Here is a 15,179-nt window from a genome sequence, read left to right as displayed (position 1 = left end):
TGAACACGGGTGACCAGGGGCGCCGGGTCACCCGGGTGGGGGTCACCCGCTGTCACCACAGTTGGACGGCCCGCCGCCGGGCAGGTGAGCAAACAAGAAGATCCGCGTCCCCCCGTTCGGCGGGACGCGGACCTTGTCGTCTTGCGGCGCTACTGCTCCTCGAAGCGCTGGCGGAAGCGCTCCTCCATCCTCTGGGTGAAGGAACTCCGGCGACCCGATGGCTTGCCGCCCCGGGTGGCTGGTCCACCGGCCTTGCCGTCTCCGTCGGCGCCGTGCCGAATCGAAGTGACGGCCATCATGACTCCGAAGAACATCACGAGGAACCCGAGCACGCTGATCAGCGGGATGTCGGCCACCCGGAACTGCGGCACCACCACGCCCAGCACCAGCAGGGCCACGCCCACTACGAACAGGGCGATGCCCTGAATACGCCGTCGGCGAGCGGGGCGACGCAACCGGGTGCCACGCACCGTGGATGCGAACTTGGGGTCCTCGGCATAGAGCTCGCGCTCGATTTGATCGAGCAGCCGCTGCTCATGCTCGGAGAGTGGCATCTTTCCTCCTCCGGCACAGCTGTCGCGGGCGCCGGGCCGCGCAACGTCCTGGACCCAACAGCCAACCCCAGGCGGGGTGGCACTGTCCAGGATACGAGGCCCGCGGCCGCACGACTACCCGATCCCGCATCCAAGAGGGATCGAATTGGGCTAAATCCCGCCGGAGGGGCGTTGCGGACGGTCACCGTGGCCGATCGTGACCGTTTTGCGGCCCGGCCGCCGTTGCGGGGGAACGCCGCCGAGCCGAAGATCACCGTCCGTGCCGTCACCCCTCCCGCGGCCCCAGTAAGGACGCCGGCCGCACCGCCGCCGAGCCGAACTTCGACCGCGCGACGTCGGCCGCCACCTCCGCGTCACGCCAGCGCGGGGCCGGCGAATCGAACACCAGCTGCTCCCCCGCCTCCCCCGTGTCCAGCCCTTCGACGCGGACGCCGATCAGCCGCACGGGCCCGGTCGGCGCGTGCTCGGCCAGCAGCGCGACGGCGACCGCGTGGATCTCGCGCGCCACGTCCGTCGCCGAGACCAGCGTGCGGGCCCGGGTGATCGTCCGGAAGTCCGCGAACCGCACCTTGATCGAGACCGTCCGCCCGCGCAGCCCCCGCCCCCGCAGCGTCGCGCCGACCCGCTCCGCGAGCCGCAGCAGCTCCAGCCCCAGCGCGGCCCGGTCGTGCCGGTCGACGTCGAAGGTGTGCTCCGCGCCGATCGACTTCTCCGGCGACTCGGCCACCACCGACCGCTCGTCCACCCCGTGCGCCAGCCGGTACAGGTGCTCGCCGGCCGCGGTGCCCAGCGACTTCTTCAGCCGTTCCGGCGGGAACGCGGCGACGTCGGCGATCGTGGCCAGGCCCAGGCGCCGCAGGTGCTCCTCGGTCCGTGCGCCGACGCCCCACAGCGCCGACACCGGCAGCGGGTGCAGGAACGCCAGGGTCTCCGCCGCGGGCACCACGACCATTCCGTCCGGCTTGGCCATCCCCGACGCCAGCTTCGCGACGAACTTGACCTTCGCCACCCCCACCGAGCAGGTGATCCCGTGCTCGGCCGCGACCCGCGAGCGGAGCTGCGCGCCCAGCGACGCCGGGGTGGCGCCCAAGCGCCGCAGCGCCCCGCTGACGTCCAGGAACGCCTCGTCCAGGCTCAGCGGTTCGACCAGCGGCGTCAGCTCGCGGAAGATGCCCATGACGCCGCGGGAGACCTCGCCGTAGAGCCCCGACGTCGGTGGGATGTTGATCAGGTGCGGGCACAGCCGCTTCGCCGTCGAGAACGGCATGGCCGAGCGCACCCCGAACTTCCGCGCCGGGTAGTTCGCCGCGGCCACGACGGCCCGCGGGCCGCCCCCGGACACCACGACCGGCTTGTCCGCGAGCTCGGGCCGGGTCCGCAGCTCGACCGACACGAAGAACGCGTCCATGTCGACGTGCAGCAGCCCGCACCCGGTGTCGTCCGGCACCGGCTCTCCCGGCCGGACGCGGAACCGGCCCATCCCGCCCGGCAACTCAGCATTTCGCCCCACACCCAGGACGCTACCGGCCACCACCGACAGTTTCGGATCACCGGGGAGCGCGAGGGCGGAAACCCGCGGAACGGGCTCAGGCCGGGCGCGCCACCGCGTGCAGCCGGCCGGCGATGTCCCGCAGCGCCGGCGTGCCCGCCGCCACCCGCTCGAACTCCGCCAGCTCGTCGTCCCGGACGTCGCCGGTGACCAGGTCCGAGATCACCCGGTCGCCCTGCAGCAGCGTCACTTCGAGGCCCGCGGCCTCCAGGTCCGCACGCAGCCCTGCGGCGGAGAAGCGCCGCAGCACGGTATCGCCCGGGGCGACGCCGTCGGCGCTTTCGAGCAGCTTGCGGGCCTCGCCGACCCGGCCCGCCAGCGCGCGGTGGAGCACGGCCGCGTGGCGGTTCGCCACCAGCACCGACACCGCGCCACCCGGCGCCACCGCCGTCGCGAGGGCCGAAAGCACCGCCGAAGGGTCGTCGACGATCTCCAGCAGCCCGTGCGCCAGCACCAGGTCGGCCGAGCCGGCCTCGACGTACCGGCCCAGCGCGTCCGAGTCGTCCGCGACCACCGTGATCAGCTCGGAGACGCCTTCTTCCTCGGCCCGGCGCTGCAGCGTGGCCAGGGCGTTCGGGCTCGGCTCGACGACGGTCACCCGGCAGCCCGCCGCCGCGAACGGCACCGCCCAGCCACCGCTGCCGCCGCCGACGTCGACGACGCGGGGGTGCTCGGCGCCGCGGGCGCGGGCGGCCTCGATCTCGGCCTCGAGCACCCGGCGGACGGCGCCCGAACCCCGGGCGGCCACGGTCTCCGTCTTCATGTCGCACAGGGTAGTGCCCGCCCCCGCCCGCCCCCCGAGCTCCTCCCTTCGAGTGAACGGCCCTTGCCCGGCGGCGCCTCCCGCCCGCACCCGTAGGCTGGACTTCGTGCACACGGTCGCCGTACTCAGCCTCAAGGGAGGCGTCGGCAAGACGACGGTCGCTCTCGGTATCGCGTCCGCCGCCTTGCGTAGGGGCACGCGGACGCTGGTGGTCGATCTCGACCCGCAGGGCAACGCCACCACCTCGCTCGACCCGCCCTTCACCGACGCCACCCTCGCGGACGTGCTCGAAACCCCGACCCGGGAGACGCTGGAACGCGCGATCGCCCCGAGCGTGTGGAGCGAGGACGTCGACGTCCTCGTCGGCACCGAAGAGCTGGAGCTGCTCAACGACCCGGACGCCGACAGCGAGCGCCTGGCGAACTTCTCCCGCGCACTGGACGAGCTGCACCGCACGCCGCTGCGCGAAACGCCGTACGAGCTGGTGATCCTGGACTGCCCGCCGTCGCTGGGCCGGCTGACGAAGTCGGCGCTGGTCGCCGCGGACAGCGCGCTCATCGTCACCGAGCCGACGATGTACGCCGTCGCCGGGGCGTCCCGGGCGCTGGAGGCGATCGAGAAGATCCGCAAGGAGCTCAACCCGGACCTGCGCCCGATCGGCGTCCTGGTCAACAAGCTTCGCGTGCGCTCCTACGAGCACCAGTTCCGGATCGCCGAGCTGCGCGAGAACTTCGGCTCCCTGGTGATGCCGACGGCGATCACCGACCGGCTCGCGGTGCAGCAGGCCCAGGGCGCGTGCAGCCCGATCCACGAGTGGCACTCGCCGGGTGCCCAGGAGATCGCGCTGACGTTCAACATGGTGCTGGCGAAGATCCTCCGCTCGAACCGGGCGGGCCGGCACCGCATCGCCGGCGAAGAACCCCAAGGCCCGGACTGGCCCGAAGGCCCGGCCCCGGAGACGCCCGAGGCCCCCGACGCGCCCGCCGAGGTGTCCGAATCCACGGGGTGAGCCGTGCCCGAAGGTGACACCGTCTTCCTGGTCGCCAAGCGCTTCGCGAACGCGATGACCGGGAAGACGTTGCTGCGCGGCGAATTCCGCGTGCCCCAGCTGGCCACTGTGGACCTGTCCGGCCGCGAGGTGCTCGGCGTCGGAACGGTGGGCAAGCACCTGTTCACCCGCTTCTCCGGCGACCTGACCCTGCACTCGCACCTGATGATGGACGGGATGTGGGACGTCTACCCGGCCGGCGCGAAGTGGCGCCGGCCCGGCCACCACGCCCGCGTGATCTTCACCGCGGCCGGCGTCCAGGTGATCGGCTTCCGCGTCCACGACCTGAAACTCGTGGCCACGAGCAAGGAACGCGACCTCGTCGCCCACCTCGGCCCGGACCTGCTGGATCCGAAGTGGACGGACGAGCACCTGAAGCGGGCGATCGCGAACCTGACCGCCGCTCCGGCACGCGAGCTCGGGCTCGCCCTGCTCGACCAGCGCGTGATGGCGGGCGTCGGGAACCTCTACAAGTGCGAGATCGCCTTCCTGCTCGGGGTGACGCCGTGGACGCCGGTGTCCGAAGTGGACGCCGAGCGCACGGTCGCGCTGGCCCGCAAGCTGCTGCTGGCCAACGCCCTCGCCGGGCGCTTCGACCAGAGCACCACCGGCCACCTCGACCGCAACCGCAAGAACTGGGTGTACGAGCGCACCCGCCAGGGCTGCTTCCGCTGCGGCGGCAAGCTCCTGGTCCGCACGCAGGGCCACGACGTCCAGCGGCGGCCGACGTGGTTCTGCCCGAAGGACCAGACAGGCCCGTACCCGCCGCAGTAAGCTCGCGCACGTGACGACGTTCAAGCTCCCGCTCTACGGGGCCGACACCGAACGCGGCGACCTCGCTCCCTGAGCGCCGCGCGCTCCTTCCCGTCACCCGTTTTCAAAACCCAGGGAGCTTCGTCATGCCCGAAATCCTGACCGGGCCGGCGCTGCGCGCGTTCGCGCACGCCCTGCCCAAGGTCGAACTGCACGTCCACCTGGTCGGCTCGGCGAGCCTGCCGACGGTGCTCGAACTGGCCCGGCGGCGCCCCGCCGCCGGCGTCCCCACCGAGGAACGCGAGCTCGCGGAGTTCTTCACCTTCCGCGACTTCGCCCACTTCCTCACCGTGTACCTCGCGGTCACCTCGCTCGTGCGCGACCGCCACGACGTCCACACCCTCGTGACGGGCTTGGCGGCGGATCTCGCCGCGCACAACTGCCGCTACGCCGAAGTCACCGTGACCCCGTACAACCACCTGCTCGACGGGATGTCCGGCGACGACCTGCTGGCCGGGCTCGAAACCGGCCGGGCCCACGCCGCCGAACTGGGCGTGGAACTCGCCTGGTGCTTCGACATCCCGGGCGAAAAGGGCATCCGGGCCGGACAGGAAACGCTGGTGTTCGCGCTGCGCGAACGCCCCGGCGGCCTGGTGTCGTTCGGGCTCGGCGGACCGGAACTCGGCGTCGGGCGGGCGCAGTTCGAGCCGTACTTCACGCGGGCGCGGGAAGCCGGGCTGCACAGCGTCCCGCACGCCGGGGAGACCACCGGGCCGGCCACGATCTGGTCCGCGCTGCACGACCTCGGCGCCGAGCGGATCGGGCACGGCACGAGCTGCGCGGCCGACCCCGCGCTGCTGGAACACCTTGCGGCCCAGCGGATCCCGCTCGAGGTCTGCCCGACGTCGAACGTGCGGACCGGCCAGGTCGCGGACCTCGCCGCGCACCCGGTGCGGCGCATGCTCGACCACGGCGTCGTCGTGACGCTCAACACCGACGACCCGCCGATGTTCGGTGCCACGCTCACCGGCGAGTACGTCGCCGTCGCCGAGACGCTGGGCCTCACCACGGCCGAGCTGGTGCGCTTGGCGGAGAACGCCGTCGACGCCTCCTTCCTCGACGAGCGGCGGAAAGCCGTCTTGCGGACCGAGATCACCGAAATGACGTTGCCGCGCACCACCGACTTCGCCTAGCTTGGAAGTACACGAGAGAGGAGGTGGTCCAAAGTTGTATATCGACAGGACTCGTGAGGTGGCTGTCCGCTAGCGGATGGCACGTGGAGGACTTTGAGCAGCGCTACAGCTGAGCCACCTTCGGCTCATCGCCTGCTCCACGTGATGCCTGATAGCGAATACCAGGCAGTCACCGTGCCCCCGGGGTTTCCGAGCACCAGTCCGGCTCGGACTCAAGCGTTTGACGGCGCTCGAGAGGCACCCCGGGGGTTCCTTCATGCGCTCATTTGTGCAGGTCATGCCACCCGGCGTCGCCGGATGACCGTCCGGCGATCAGCATTTCGCGCCGTCGTCCCCCGGACGGCTGATGCTCGCTAGCCTGGAAGCATGCTCAGGCCCGACTACCCGATCACCACGGGACGCCTGCTCCTGCGCCCGTTCACGCCCGACGACCTCGACGCGCTGAACTCCTTCCAGTCCCGCGCCGACGTCGCCCGCTACCTGTACTGGGGCCCGCGCAGCCGCGCCGAGTCGGCCGCCGCGCTCGCGAAGCGCGTGCACAGCTCGACGTTGACGAAGGAAGGGCAGTTCCTGGCCGTGGCGGTCGAACTGGCCGCGACCGGGCAGCTGATCGGCGACCTGAACCTGGAGTGGCTCAGCAGCGAACACCGCCAGGGCGAAATCGGGTTCGTCTTCCACCCGGACCACCACGGCAAGGGCCTGGCCGCCGAGGCGACCACCGAACTGCTGCGGCTGGGCTTCGAAGACCTGGGCCTGCACCGCATCATCGGCCGTTGCGACGGCCGGAACACCGCGTCCGCCGCGCTGATGGAACGCCTCGGCATGCGCCGCGAGGCGCACCTGAAGGAAAACGAGATCGTCAAGGGCGAGTGGACCGACGAGCTGATCTACGCGATGCTCGAGGACGAGTGGAAGGACCGCGATTAGTGGCCGCCTTCACTCCGGCGTGACGCTCGGGTCGCGGGTCCCGGGCGATTTGGCAGCATAGGGGCGTGTTCTTCGACAAGATCGTCCGCCCGGCGCTGTACCGGCTGTCCTACCACGACCCCGAGCTGGTGCACGAGCGCACGATCAGCGTCCTGGCCCGGCTCGGCAAGGCCGCGCCCGCGCTGGGTGGCGCACTCCGCGTCGACGACCCGGCAACGGTGCTGGGCCTGCGGTTCCCCAACCGCGTCGGCCTGGCCGCCGGGATGGACAAGAACGGCCGCGCGCTGCCCGCGTGGGCCGCGCTGGGCTTCGGGTTCGTCGAGGCCGGCACGGTGACGCGGCGGGCGCAGCCGGGCAACCCGAAGCCGCGGCTGTTCAGCCTCCCGGCGAGCGACGCGGTGATCAACCGCATGGGCTTCAACAACGACGGCGCCGAAGCCCTCGCGGCCAAGCTCGCCCGCGACGGCAAGCCCGGCGTCCCGCTGGGGGTCAGCATCGGCAAGTCGAAGGTGACGCCGCTCGAGGACGCCGTCGAGGATTACCGGTTTTCGCTGCGGGCGCTGCACCCGTACGCGGACTACTTCGCGATCAACGTCAGCTCGCCGAACACGCCGGGACTGCGGCAGCTGCAGGACCGCACCGCGCTCGCCGAACTGCTGGGCGAGCTGCGCTCGACGTCGCTGGAGCTCGCCGGCGGCGGTTCGCCGACGCCGGTGCTGGTGAAGGTCGCGCCCGACCTGACCGACGACGCACTGGCCGAGCTGCTGGAGGTCGCGCTCGGCCACGGCGTCGCCGGGATCATCGCCACGAACACGACGTTGGCGCGCGACGGCATCGCGTCCGCGGAAAGCGGCCTGGCCGGACAGGCGGGAGGACTGTCCGGCCGGCCGCTGACCACCCGCGCGGCCGAGGTCGTGCGATTCGTGCACGACCACACCGGCGGGAGCCTGCCGATCATCGGCGTCGGCGGGATCATGGGCCCGGACGACGCGATCCGGCTCGTCGACGCCGGCGCGTCACTCGTGCAGCTCTACACGGGCTTCGCGCTGCACGGGCCGGGTTTGGTGCGCCGCGTCAGCCGGGGTCTCGCAGCCCGGCGGTAGACGCGAAGCGCACGTAGCCGCGCCAGGACTCGTAGCGCTCCAGCCCGGGGCCGTCCGCGGCCGGGTCGCAGCGCACCGCCAGCGGGGCGGTGCCGTCCGCCAACTCGACGCGCTCCAGGACGAACGGCGGCTTCAGCGTCGCCGCGAAGCGCTCGAACGCGGCCGGCGACAGCCGCCAGCGCTCGCCGTCGAGGCCGGTGCCGCCGTCGAGGACGCCCGGCTGCGGCGGTTCGGTGTCCAGGAGCACCATCCGGTAGGCCTCGGTGGTGCGGACCGGTCCGGTGAACCGGGCGCCGAGCGCGGTGAGGTCGGCGTTGAGCGGCTGGCCGCGCAGGTGCGCGCCGAACACGACGACGTCCTCCCCCGGCTCGGGGTAGGGCGTCATCGGCTCGTCCGTGCAGACGGTCGCCAGGTCGAGGGCGATCTGGTCTTCGAACGCGCGCGTCAGGAAGGTGACGCCGAAGGGACGGCGATCGCCCGGGAGCACCGGGACGGTCACCGAGGCCACGTCGAGGAGGTTCGCGAAGGCCGTGCAGGAGGCCAGGCGGTGGCCCACGCCGGCCGGGTCGGCCAGCGCTTCGGCGATCCCGGGGTGCTCCGGCACGGTCGGCACGAGGAGGGCGTCGAAGCCGTCGAACCCCGGCTCGGGCCCGGAGATCGGGGTGAGCACGGCGCCGGCCGCGGTCAGCCGGGTGACGACGGTCTCGAGCGCGAGGCTCGCCGCCTCGCCGAGGGGGAGGTCGGCGGGGTAGGCGATCCGCGGGTGCTCGCCGGCGCCGAGGCGGACGTCGGCAGGCCAGCTGCGGTCGCCGCCGGTCATCAGCGTGAGGGCGCGGTGGGCCGCGATCAGGCCGTTCGCGTACACGGAGACGGTGTCGGCGGCGGGCAGCAGGCCGCGCGTCGGCTTCACCGCGACGACGGCGTTCAGCGCCGCCGGAACGGCACCGCCGGTGCTCAGCGCCAGGTCGACGACGCCGAGCGCGACGGCGACCGCCGCGCCGTTGCCCCCGGTCTTGGTGCGGTCCCAGGCGGCGGAGATCGGGGCGGCGCCGGTCTTGCCGAGCACGACGGCACCGGCGGCGGTGAGCCGGGTGACGACCGCGGCGCTGGTTTCCGGGACGCCGTGGCCGGACGGCTGGGCCGCGACGTCGATCAGGTCCTGGACGGCGATGACCGTGCCGGCCAGCGGGAGGACTTCCCCGGCCTTGACGCGTTCGTCGACGGCCTTGGCGTCGACGAGGACGTCTTCGACGGCGCGGAGGGTGGTCCAGAGTTCGGGACGGCCGGCCTCGGTGAGGCGTTCGAAGGCCGCGATGACGCGCTGGGAGGCGGTGGGTGGGGTGATCGGCACGGGATCCGGGTCCGGCGGGAGCGTGTTCACGGGGCGTCCTTTCCTCGGCGGTCGAGAAAGTCCACTGTGTACGGTCGGTGCCGGCGGTCCTCAGTGCACGGCGGGCCTCCCGGCGAGTGACACCTCTTCATGCATGACAGAAACGTTAGGGCGTGGACGTTTCCGTAGCCATCAGATTCCGATTACGCCCGGGTTTCGGCACCGGAAGGTGAACAGGGCGCGACGCCGGGGTGAAACGCACGATCACGCACACCGGGTGACGACCAGCAGGTTCCCCCGGTCGGCGGCCCTCGAACGGCCGAACCAGGCCCCCGAATGGCGCAACAAAGCCTGAACTCGCGTGATCACGCGGGATCCGCCCCGGATCCCGCGGATTCCGGCCCGCCCCGCGTACCTGACGGGTCGGCCCGCGTACCTAGAGGGTCGGCCCGCGTAACTGGAGGGTCGGACGCGAGCCGACCGTCTGGGTACGCCAGCCGACCGTCTGGGTACGCCAGCCGACCGTCTGGGTACGTGGGCCGACCGTTGAGGTACGGCGGTTGAGGGTCAGGAGAGTTCGCGGAGGGCCATGGCCAGGCCGGCCAGGTGGTCGGTGGCGTCGGTGAGGGCCTGCTTGGACGTCACCAGGCCGTCGCCGGCCGCGGCTACTGTGTGGCCGGCCGCGGCGACCAGGCCGCGGTAGCCCTCGAGGCCGTCGTCGAGCTGCTCGCGGAGCTTGGCCACCGCCGCGTCCAGGGCCGCCTTCTCGCGGGTGGGCGCCGAGTCGCGGCCGCGCTCGATCGCCTGGATGCGGGCTGCCAGGCCGCGCAACGCGGCCGCCGCTTCGGTGGCCGTCTGGCGGGCGTCGGCGACGGACACCTCCGAGACCTGAGGCGTCCCGAGCGAAGTCGGCACCGAGAGCTGGCGCAGCAGCTCCGTCAGCGAGGCCTCGCACTCGGCGAGACGCTCCATCGGCTCACGGGCCGCCGAGCGGGCGGGCGGCAGCGGTGGCGGTCCGGCCGGCGCCACCGGGATCGGGGTGCGCTTGAGTTCACGCAGCTTGAGGCCGGAGCGGACGCTGAACGTGCCGAAGATGACGGCGCCCGCGAACGCCGTGATCGCCTGCGGCATCATCGCGGCGTGGGTCGGGCTGATCCAGCCCACCGCGGCGGCCACCGTCACGACCGCGCACAGGATCGTCAGGATGATCCACAACGTCAGCGCCTTCGACGTCCGGCGCTTGCGGCGTTCGAGCTTCGCGGCCGGGTGGTTCCAGCGGTCCCACTTGGCCCGGGCCTCGGCGAACGCCGGGACCTGGCTCGCCATGGACGACAGCGACGCCGTCATGTCGGGCCGCCGGACCGGCGGCCGCTGCAGCGGGTTCGGGCGCCGCGGTGCGGGCTTCCCGCCGGCCTGCTCGGCCGGCGGGAAGTACTTCTGCACCTTTTGGAGGTGTTCCTGGGCGCGCACCGCGTAGTCGGGCAGCTTCTCGATGTGCTTCTCCAGCTTCGCGCTCAGCTCACTGAAGTCACGCCGTCTGCCCTGCTGACCCATGGTGCTCGCCCCCTCGGTGTCGTCAGGCCGGGTTCTTGCCCTGCTCGGCCTGTACCCGTGCCTGGATCTCACGCTGGATGTCGGCCTGGCTGCTCGCCGCCGGAGCCGCCTTGCCGCCGTCGGTCACCTGGGCGACCGAGTCACCGTGCATCGACGCGCGGATCTGCTGCAGCCGCGACTGGCCGGCCATCTGCGTGGTGGAGGCCTGGACCTCCATCATGCGCCCCTGGACCGAGTTCTGCGCCAGTTCCGCCGAGCCCAGCGCCGTGGTGTAGCGCTTCTCGATCTTGTCGCGGACCTCTTCCAGCGACGGCGTGTTGCCCGGCGCCGCCAGCTGGCTCATCTGGTTCAGCGAGGCGGAGACCTGCTCCTGCATCTTCGCCTGCTCCAGCTGCGAGAGCAGCTTGGTGCGCTCGGCCAGCTTCTGCTGCAGCATCTGCGAGTTGCGTTCCACGGCCTTCTTGGCCTGGGCCGCGGCCTGCAGCGACTGGTCGTGCAGCGTCTTCAGGTCCTCGATGCTCTGCTCGGCCGTGACGAGCTGCGTCGCGAAGCTCTCCGCGGCGTTCTCGAACTCGGTGGCCTTCTGCTCGTCACCCTTGCCGCGCGCCTCGTCCGCGAGGACGAGCGCCTGCCGGGTGGAAGCCTGGAGCTTCTCGACCTCGCCGAGCTGCCGGTTGAGCTTCATCTCCAGCTGCCGCTGGTTGCCGATCACGGAGGCGGCCTGCTGCGTCAGCGCCTGGTGGTTGCGCTGCGCCTCCTCGATGGCCTGCTGGATCTGTACCTTCGGGTCGGCGTGCTCGTCGATCTTCGACGAGAACGCCGCCATCATGTACTTCCAGAACTTCACGAACGGGTTGGCCATCTCCTCCGCCTGCCTTCTTGCGTCCCACGGGCCTTGGTACTCGGGGTGGGGCGTCACTCCCCTGCACTAGCAACGCACCGACCCCGGCGTCGGGTTCCATCGTGTCAGGTCGGCCACGTCCGTTCCAGGCGACCCCGGGGGATTTCAGGGTTCGCCCCTGATCACCCCTGGAGGTAACGCCGACGGCCCCGGGCGGGTTGCCCGGGGCCGTCGGCCGAAATCAGGGGTGAAACGGTGCTCGAAGCCACCGCTCGGGGGCGAGCACATCTGGCCCCCCGCCACGCCTCACGCGGCGATCGTGGACGCCAGCTTCGGCTGCCCGATCGTCGTCCGCAACGTCGTGTTCATCCGCGGCGCGGGCGAAACCCGCAGGTCGGCGAGGTCGTTGCCGATCAGTTCCGACATCAGGCGGCCACCTTCGATGCCGGCCGCCGAGGCCTCGGCGCCCCGCTTCTCCCGGGGCGCGCCTTCCACGATCCGCTCGTCGACCGGTGGGACCTCGACGTTGTCGAGGGCCGAAACATCCGCCGCCACGTGGTGCAGCAGCTCGCCGAGCGGAAGGTCCAGGGCCTGGCAGATGGACGCGAGCAGTTCGCTCGACGCCTCCTTCTGGCCCCGTTCGACCTCCGAGAGGTAGCCGAGGCTGACCCTGGCGGCGCGGGAGATGTCGCGCAGCGTACGACGCTGGTTGGTGCGGGCATGACGGAGCCGATCACCGATCGCCTCACGCAACAGCACGGTCATCACGCGCCTCCCTTCCGAACAAGTACCCCCTACGTTACCCAGAGCGGCCCCCCGGGCGCAGGAGTTGGTGTGCACGTACGCCAAGGGCGAACGCGTATTTCACCCCAAATGTTCCCCGAGCAGCGCAAACGCGGCCAAGACCGACTCGGTCCTGATCAAGTCGCGATCGCCGCTCAAGGCCAGCGTACGGACTGTAAGTGTTGCCGGCCCGGCGAGCCCGATGTGCACGGTGCCCGGTTCGACGCCGTCCTGCGCCGACGGTCCGGCCACGCCGGTGAGCCCGAGGCCCCACGTGGCGCCGCACCGGTCTCGGGCACCCTCGGCCAGCTGGGCGGCCACTTCGGGGTGGACGGCGCCGTGCTCGGCCAGCAGCTCCGGGTCGACGCCGGCCAGTGCGGTCTTCAGCTCGGTCGCGTAGACGACCAGTCCCCCACGCAGGACCGCGCTCGCCCCCGGCACCCGCGCGAGGGTGGCGCAGACGAGCCCGGCCGTCAGCGACTCGGCCGCCGCGACGGTCTCGCCCCGCGCGGCCAGGGCCGCGATCAGCGTGCCGGCCTGCTCCTCGCCGCCCGCCGGAGGTCCCGGCTGAGACGTTCGCGACGCCGGACGTCCCGAATGAGTCATTCGCGGCATGTCGGCCAAGCTCAGCTCCCGGTGACCCGGCGCCCGGCCGCCCGCAGCCGGACCGCCCGCACCAGGTAGTCGACGCCGGTGACCACGGTCAGCACCAGAGCCAGCCCCATCAACGCCCACCGCACCGGGTCGGCGCCGGCCGGCAGCGGCAGCAGGTACGCCGTGATCGCGGCGATCTGCGCCATCGTCTTGGCCTTCCCGCCCCGGCTGGCCGGGATAACGCCGTGCCGGATCACCCAGAACCGCAGCAGCGTCACGCCGATTTCGCGGACCGCGATGACGATCGTGACCCACCAGCCGAGCTCGCCCAGCACGCTCAGCCCGACCAGCGCGGCGCCGGTCAGCGCCTTGTCCGCGATCGGGTCCGCGATCTTGCCGAAGTCGGTGATCAGGCCGTACTTGCGGGCCACCCAGCCGTCCAGCTGGTCGGTGGCCGAGGCGATCGCGAACAGCCCGGTGGCGAGCGCGCGCCAGGTCGTGTCGTGGCCGTCGCCGACGAACAGCGCGACGACGAACAACGGCACCAGGGCCAGGCGCGACAGCGTCAGGAGGTTCGCGACGTTGAGCGTCGGGACCGGGGTCGGCTCCGGGACCTGGGCGGGGGCATCGCGGGCCAGGCCCTCGTCGGCGGCGTCGCTGGGGAGCGCACTCACCGGACGGCGTCCGGTACCGCGCGGACGATCAGGTCCACGCCCGCCGAGTCCACGACCTCGCCGCGCAGGAAGTCACCGACCTGCACCTTCTCCGGCGCGTCGAGGATGATGCACTCGCCGTCGACCTCGGGGGCCTGGTGCGCCGCGCGGCCGGTGAGCTCGCCGTCGTCGTCCAGCTCCACCAGGACGTCGACGAAGGTACCGATCCGGTCCTCCGCGCGCTGCGTGGTCAGCTCCTCCACCAGCGCCGAGATCCGGGTGACGCGCTCGGCGACCTCGGCCGGGTCGAGCTTGCCGTCGAACGTCTCGGCCTCGGTGCCGTCCTCGTCCGAGTAGCCGAAGACGCCCACGGCGTCGAGGCGCGCGCCCGTCAGGAACCGCTCGAGCTCGGCCAGGTCGTGCTCGGTCTCGCCGGGGAACCCGACGATCACGTTGGTCCGGATGCCCGCCTCGGGCGCGTACTCGCGGATCTGCTCGCACAGCGCCAGGAACGAGTCCGTCGAGCCGAACCGGCGCATCCGGCGCAGCACCTGCTCGCTGGAGTGCTGGAACGACAGGTCGAAGTACTCGGCGACACCCGGCGTGGTCGCGATGGCCTTGACCAGCTGCGGGCGCGTCTCGGCCGGCTGCAGGTAGGAGACGCGGACGCGCTCGATGCCGTCGATCTCCGCCAGCCGCGGCAGCAGCCGCTCCAGCGCGGTGGCGCCGTCGCGGCCGAAGTCCTTGCCGTAGGACGTCGAGTTCTCGCTGACCAGGAACAGCTCCTTGACGCCGTGCTCGGCCAGCCACAGCGCCTCGGCGACGATCTCGTCCGGCTGCCGCGAGACGAACGAGCCGCGGAACGACGGGATCGCGCAGAACGAGCAGCGCCGGTCGCAGCCGGAAGCGATCTTCAGCGCGGCCACCGGCGAGTCGTCGAGGCGCGTGCGCAGCACCCGAGGACCCCAGCCGTGGCCCGGGACCTCGACCTTCTCCGCGGCGGCGGGCCGCTCGACCGGGCTGATCGGGAGCAGCTTGCGGCGGTCGCCCGGCGTGTGCGAGGCGATCTTGCGGCCGGCGACGACGTCGTCGAGCCGGGCCGAGAGGTCGGCGTAGTGGTCGAAGCCCAGCACCGCGTCGGCCTCCGGGAGGCTGTCGGCGAGCTCGTGGCCGTAGCGCTCGGCCATGCAGCCGACGGCGACGACCTTCTTGCCCGTGTCGGACGCGGCGAGCAGCGTGTCGACGGAGTCCTTCTTGGCCGACTCGACGAAGCCGCAGGTGTTGACCACCACGACGTCGGACTCTTCGGGGTCGGCGGCCAGCTCCCAGCCGCCGGCCGCGAGCCGGCCCGCCAGCTCCTCCGAGTCGACCTCGTTGCGGGCGCAGCCCAGGGTCAGCAGGGAGACGCGTCGGGTGGCGGCTGGGTCCGTGGCAGGGGAAGGCACGAAGTTCAGGGTAGCCGCCGGTCCCGGGCGACCCGACGACGGCGTAGCCCGGTCGTGCCAACCGAGGCCTCGCCCCGCGCCAGGCGCTC

Annotated in this window: 15 protein-coding genes; 5 read left to right on the top strand and 10 right to left on the bottom strand. The window is 72.1% G+C overall.

Annotated features, from left to right (window positions below; all coding sequences use genetic code 11):
- Positions 1–149 precede the first annotated feature (149 nt).
- The 3 genes from C2L58_RS01505 to C2L58_RS01495 form a co-directional block, all read right to left on the bottom strand.
- A complete protein-coding gene (locus C2L58_RS01505) occupies positions 150–554 on the bottom strand; it encodes a DUF3040 domain-containing protein (RefSeq protein ID WP_103335157.1) in 405 nt (134 codons plus the stop codon).
- 265 nt (positions 555–819) lie between these two features.
- Entirely contained in the window at positions 820–2,034 is a 1,215-nt protein-coding gene (dinB, locus tag C2L58_RS01500) for a DNA polymerase IV (RefSeq protein WP_103335155.1), read from the bottom strand.
- 106 nt (positions 2,035–2,140) lie between these two features.
- Complete coding sequence (locus C2L58_RS01495; protein ID WP_103335153.1) at positions 2,141–2,866, bottom strand: methyltransferase domain-containing protein; 726 nt, start codon at positions 2,864–2,866, stop codon at positions 2,141–2,143.
- A gap of 106 nt (positions 2,867–2,972) precedes the next feature.
- Here C2L58_RS01495 and C2L58_RS01490 point away from each other — a divergent pair, with 106 nt between their 5' ends.
- The 5 genes from C2L58_RS01490 (at position 2,973) to C2L58_RS01470 (ending at position 7,890) form a co-directional block, all read left to right on the top strand.
- Positions 2,973–3,875, top strand: a complete 903-nt coding sequence (locus C2L58_RS01490; protein ID WP_103335151.1) for a ParA family protein — start codon at positions 2,973–2,975, stop codon at positions 3,873–3,875.
- 3 nt (positions 3,876–3,878) lie between these two features.
- A complete protein-coding gene (locus C2L58_RS01485) occupies positions 3,879–4,688 on the top strand; it encodes a DNA-formamidopyrimidine glycosylase family protein (protein WP_103335149.1) in 810 nt (269 codons plus the stop codon).
- Positions 4,689–4,813: 125 nt separating this feature from the next.
- Complete coding sequence (gene add / locus C2L58_RS01480; protein ID WP_103335147.1) at positions 4,814–5,860, top strand: adenosine deaminase; 1,047 nt, start codon at positions 4,814–4,816, stop codon at positions 5,858–5,860.
- Positions 5,861–6,226: 366 nt separating this feature from the next.
- The gene (locus tag C2L58_RS01475; protein WP_103335146.1) at positions 6,227–6,787 is read left to right on the top strand and encodes a GNAT family N-acetyltransferase; all 561 of its coding nucleotides are present in this window, start codon (positions 6,227–6,229) and stop codon (positions 6,785–6,787) included.
- Positions 6,788–6,852: 65 nt separating this feature from the next.
- Complete coding sequence (locus C2L58_RS01470; protein ID WP_103335144.1) at positions 6,853–7,890, top strand: quinone-dependent dihydroorotate dehydrogenase; 1,038 nt, start codon at positions 6,853–6,855, stop codon at positions 7,888–7,890.
- Here the strand turns inward: C2L58_RS01470 and C2L58_RS01465 are convergent.
- From C2L58_RS01465 to rimO, 7 genes are all read right to left on the bottom strand, one after another.
- Positions 7,862–9,271 (bottom strand): allophanate hydrolase-related protein, encoded by a 1,410-nt coding sequence (locus C2L58_RS01465; protein ID WP_103335142.1) that lies wholly within the window; start codon positions 9,269–9,271, stop codon positions 7,862–7,864. The two genes, C2L58_RS01470 and C2L58_RS01465, sit on opposite strands and share 29 nt — an antisense overlap.
- A gap of 516 nt (positions 9,272–9,787) precedes the next feature.
- Complete coding sequence (gene pspM, locus C2L58_RS01460; RefSeq protein WP_103335141.1) at positions 9,788–10,774, bottom strand: phage shock envelope stress response protein PspM; 987 nt, start codon at positions 10,772–10,774, stop codon at positions 9,788–9,790.
- A 22-nt stretch (positions 10,775–10,796) separates the two neighbouring features.
- A complete protein-coding gene (locus C2L58_RS01455) occupies positions 10,797–11,636 on the bottom strand; it encodes a PspA/IM30 family protein (protein ID WP_103335140.1) in 840 nt (279 codons plus the stop codon).
- A 285-nt stretch (positions 11,637–11,921) separates the two neighbouring features.
- Positions 11,922–12,380, bottom strand: a complete 459-nt coding sequence (locus C2L58_RS01450) for a helix-turn-helix domain-containing protein (protein ID WP_199191047.1) — start codon at positions 12,378–12,380, stop codon at positions 11,922–11,924.
- A gap of 99 nt (positions 12,381–12,479) precedes the next feature.
- Positions 12,480–13,013: a CinA family protein gene (locus C2L58_RS01445; protein WP_233225501.1), complete on the bottom strand. Its 534-nt coding sequence runs from the start codon at positions 13,011–13,013 to the stop codon at positions 12,480–12,482.
- An 11-nt stretch (positions 13,014–13,024) separates the two neighbouring features.
- Positions 13,025–13,666: a CDP-diacylglycerol--glycerol-3-phosphate 3-phosphatidyltransferase gene (gene pgsA / locus C2L58_RS01440; protein ID WP_103335137.1), complete on the bottom strand. Its 642-nt coding sequence runs from the start codon at positions 13,664–13,666 to the stop codon at positions 13,025–13,027.
- The gene (gene rimO, locus C2L58_RS01435) at positions 13,663–15,090 is read right to left on the bottom strand and encodes a 30S ribosomal protein S12 methylthiotransferase RimO (protein ID WP_103335135.1); all 1,428 of its coding nucleotides are present in this window, start codon (positions 15,088–15,090) and stop codon (positions 13,663–13,665) included. Before rimO ends, pgsA begins: the two co-directional genes overlap by 4 nt.
- Positions 15,091–15,179 lie beyond the last annotated feature (89 nt).

The organism is Amycolatopsis sp. CA-126428, assembly GCF_002904335.1.
Taxonomy (GTDB): Bacteria; Actinomycetota; Actinomycetes; order Mycobacteriales; family Pseudonocardiaceae; genus Amycolatopsis.
Note: the sequence above shows the minus strand (reverse complement) of the source record. Positions and strands in the feature narration are given on the sequence as shown.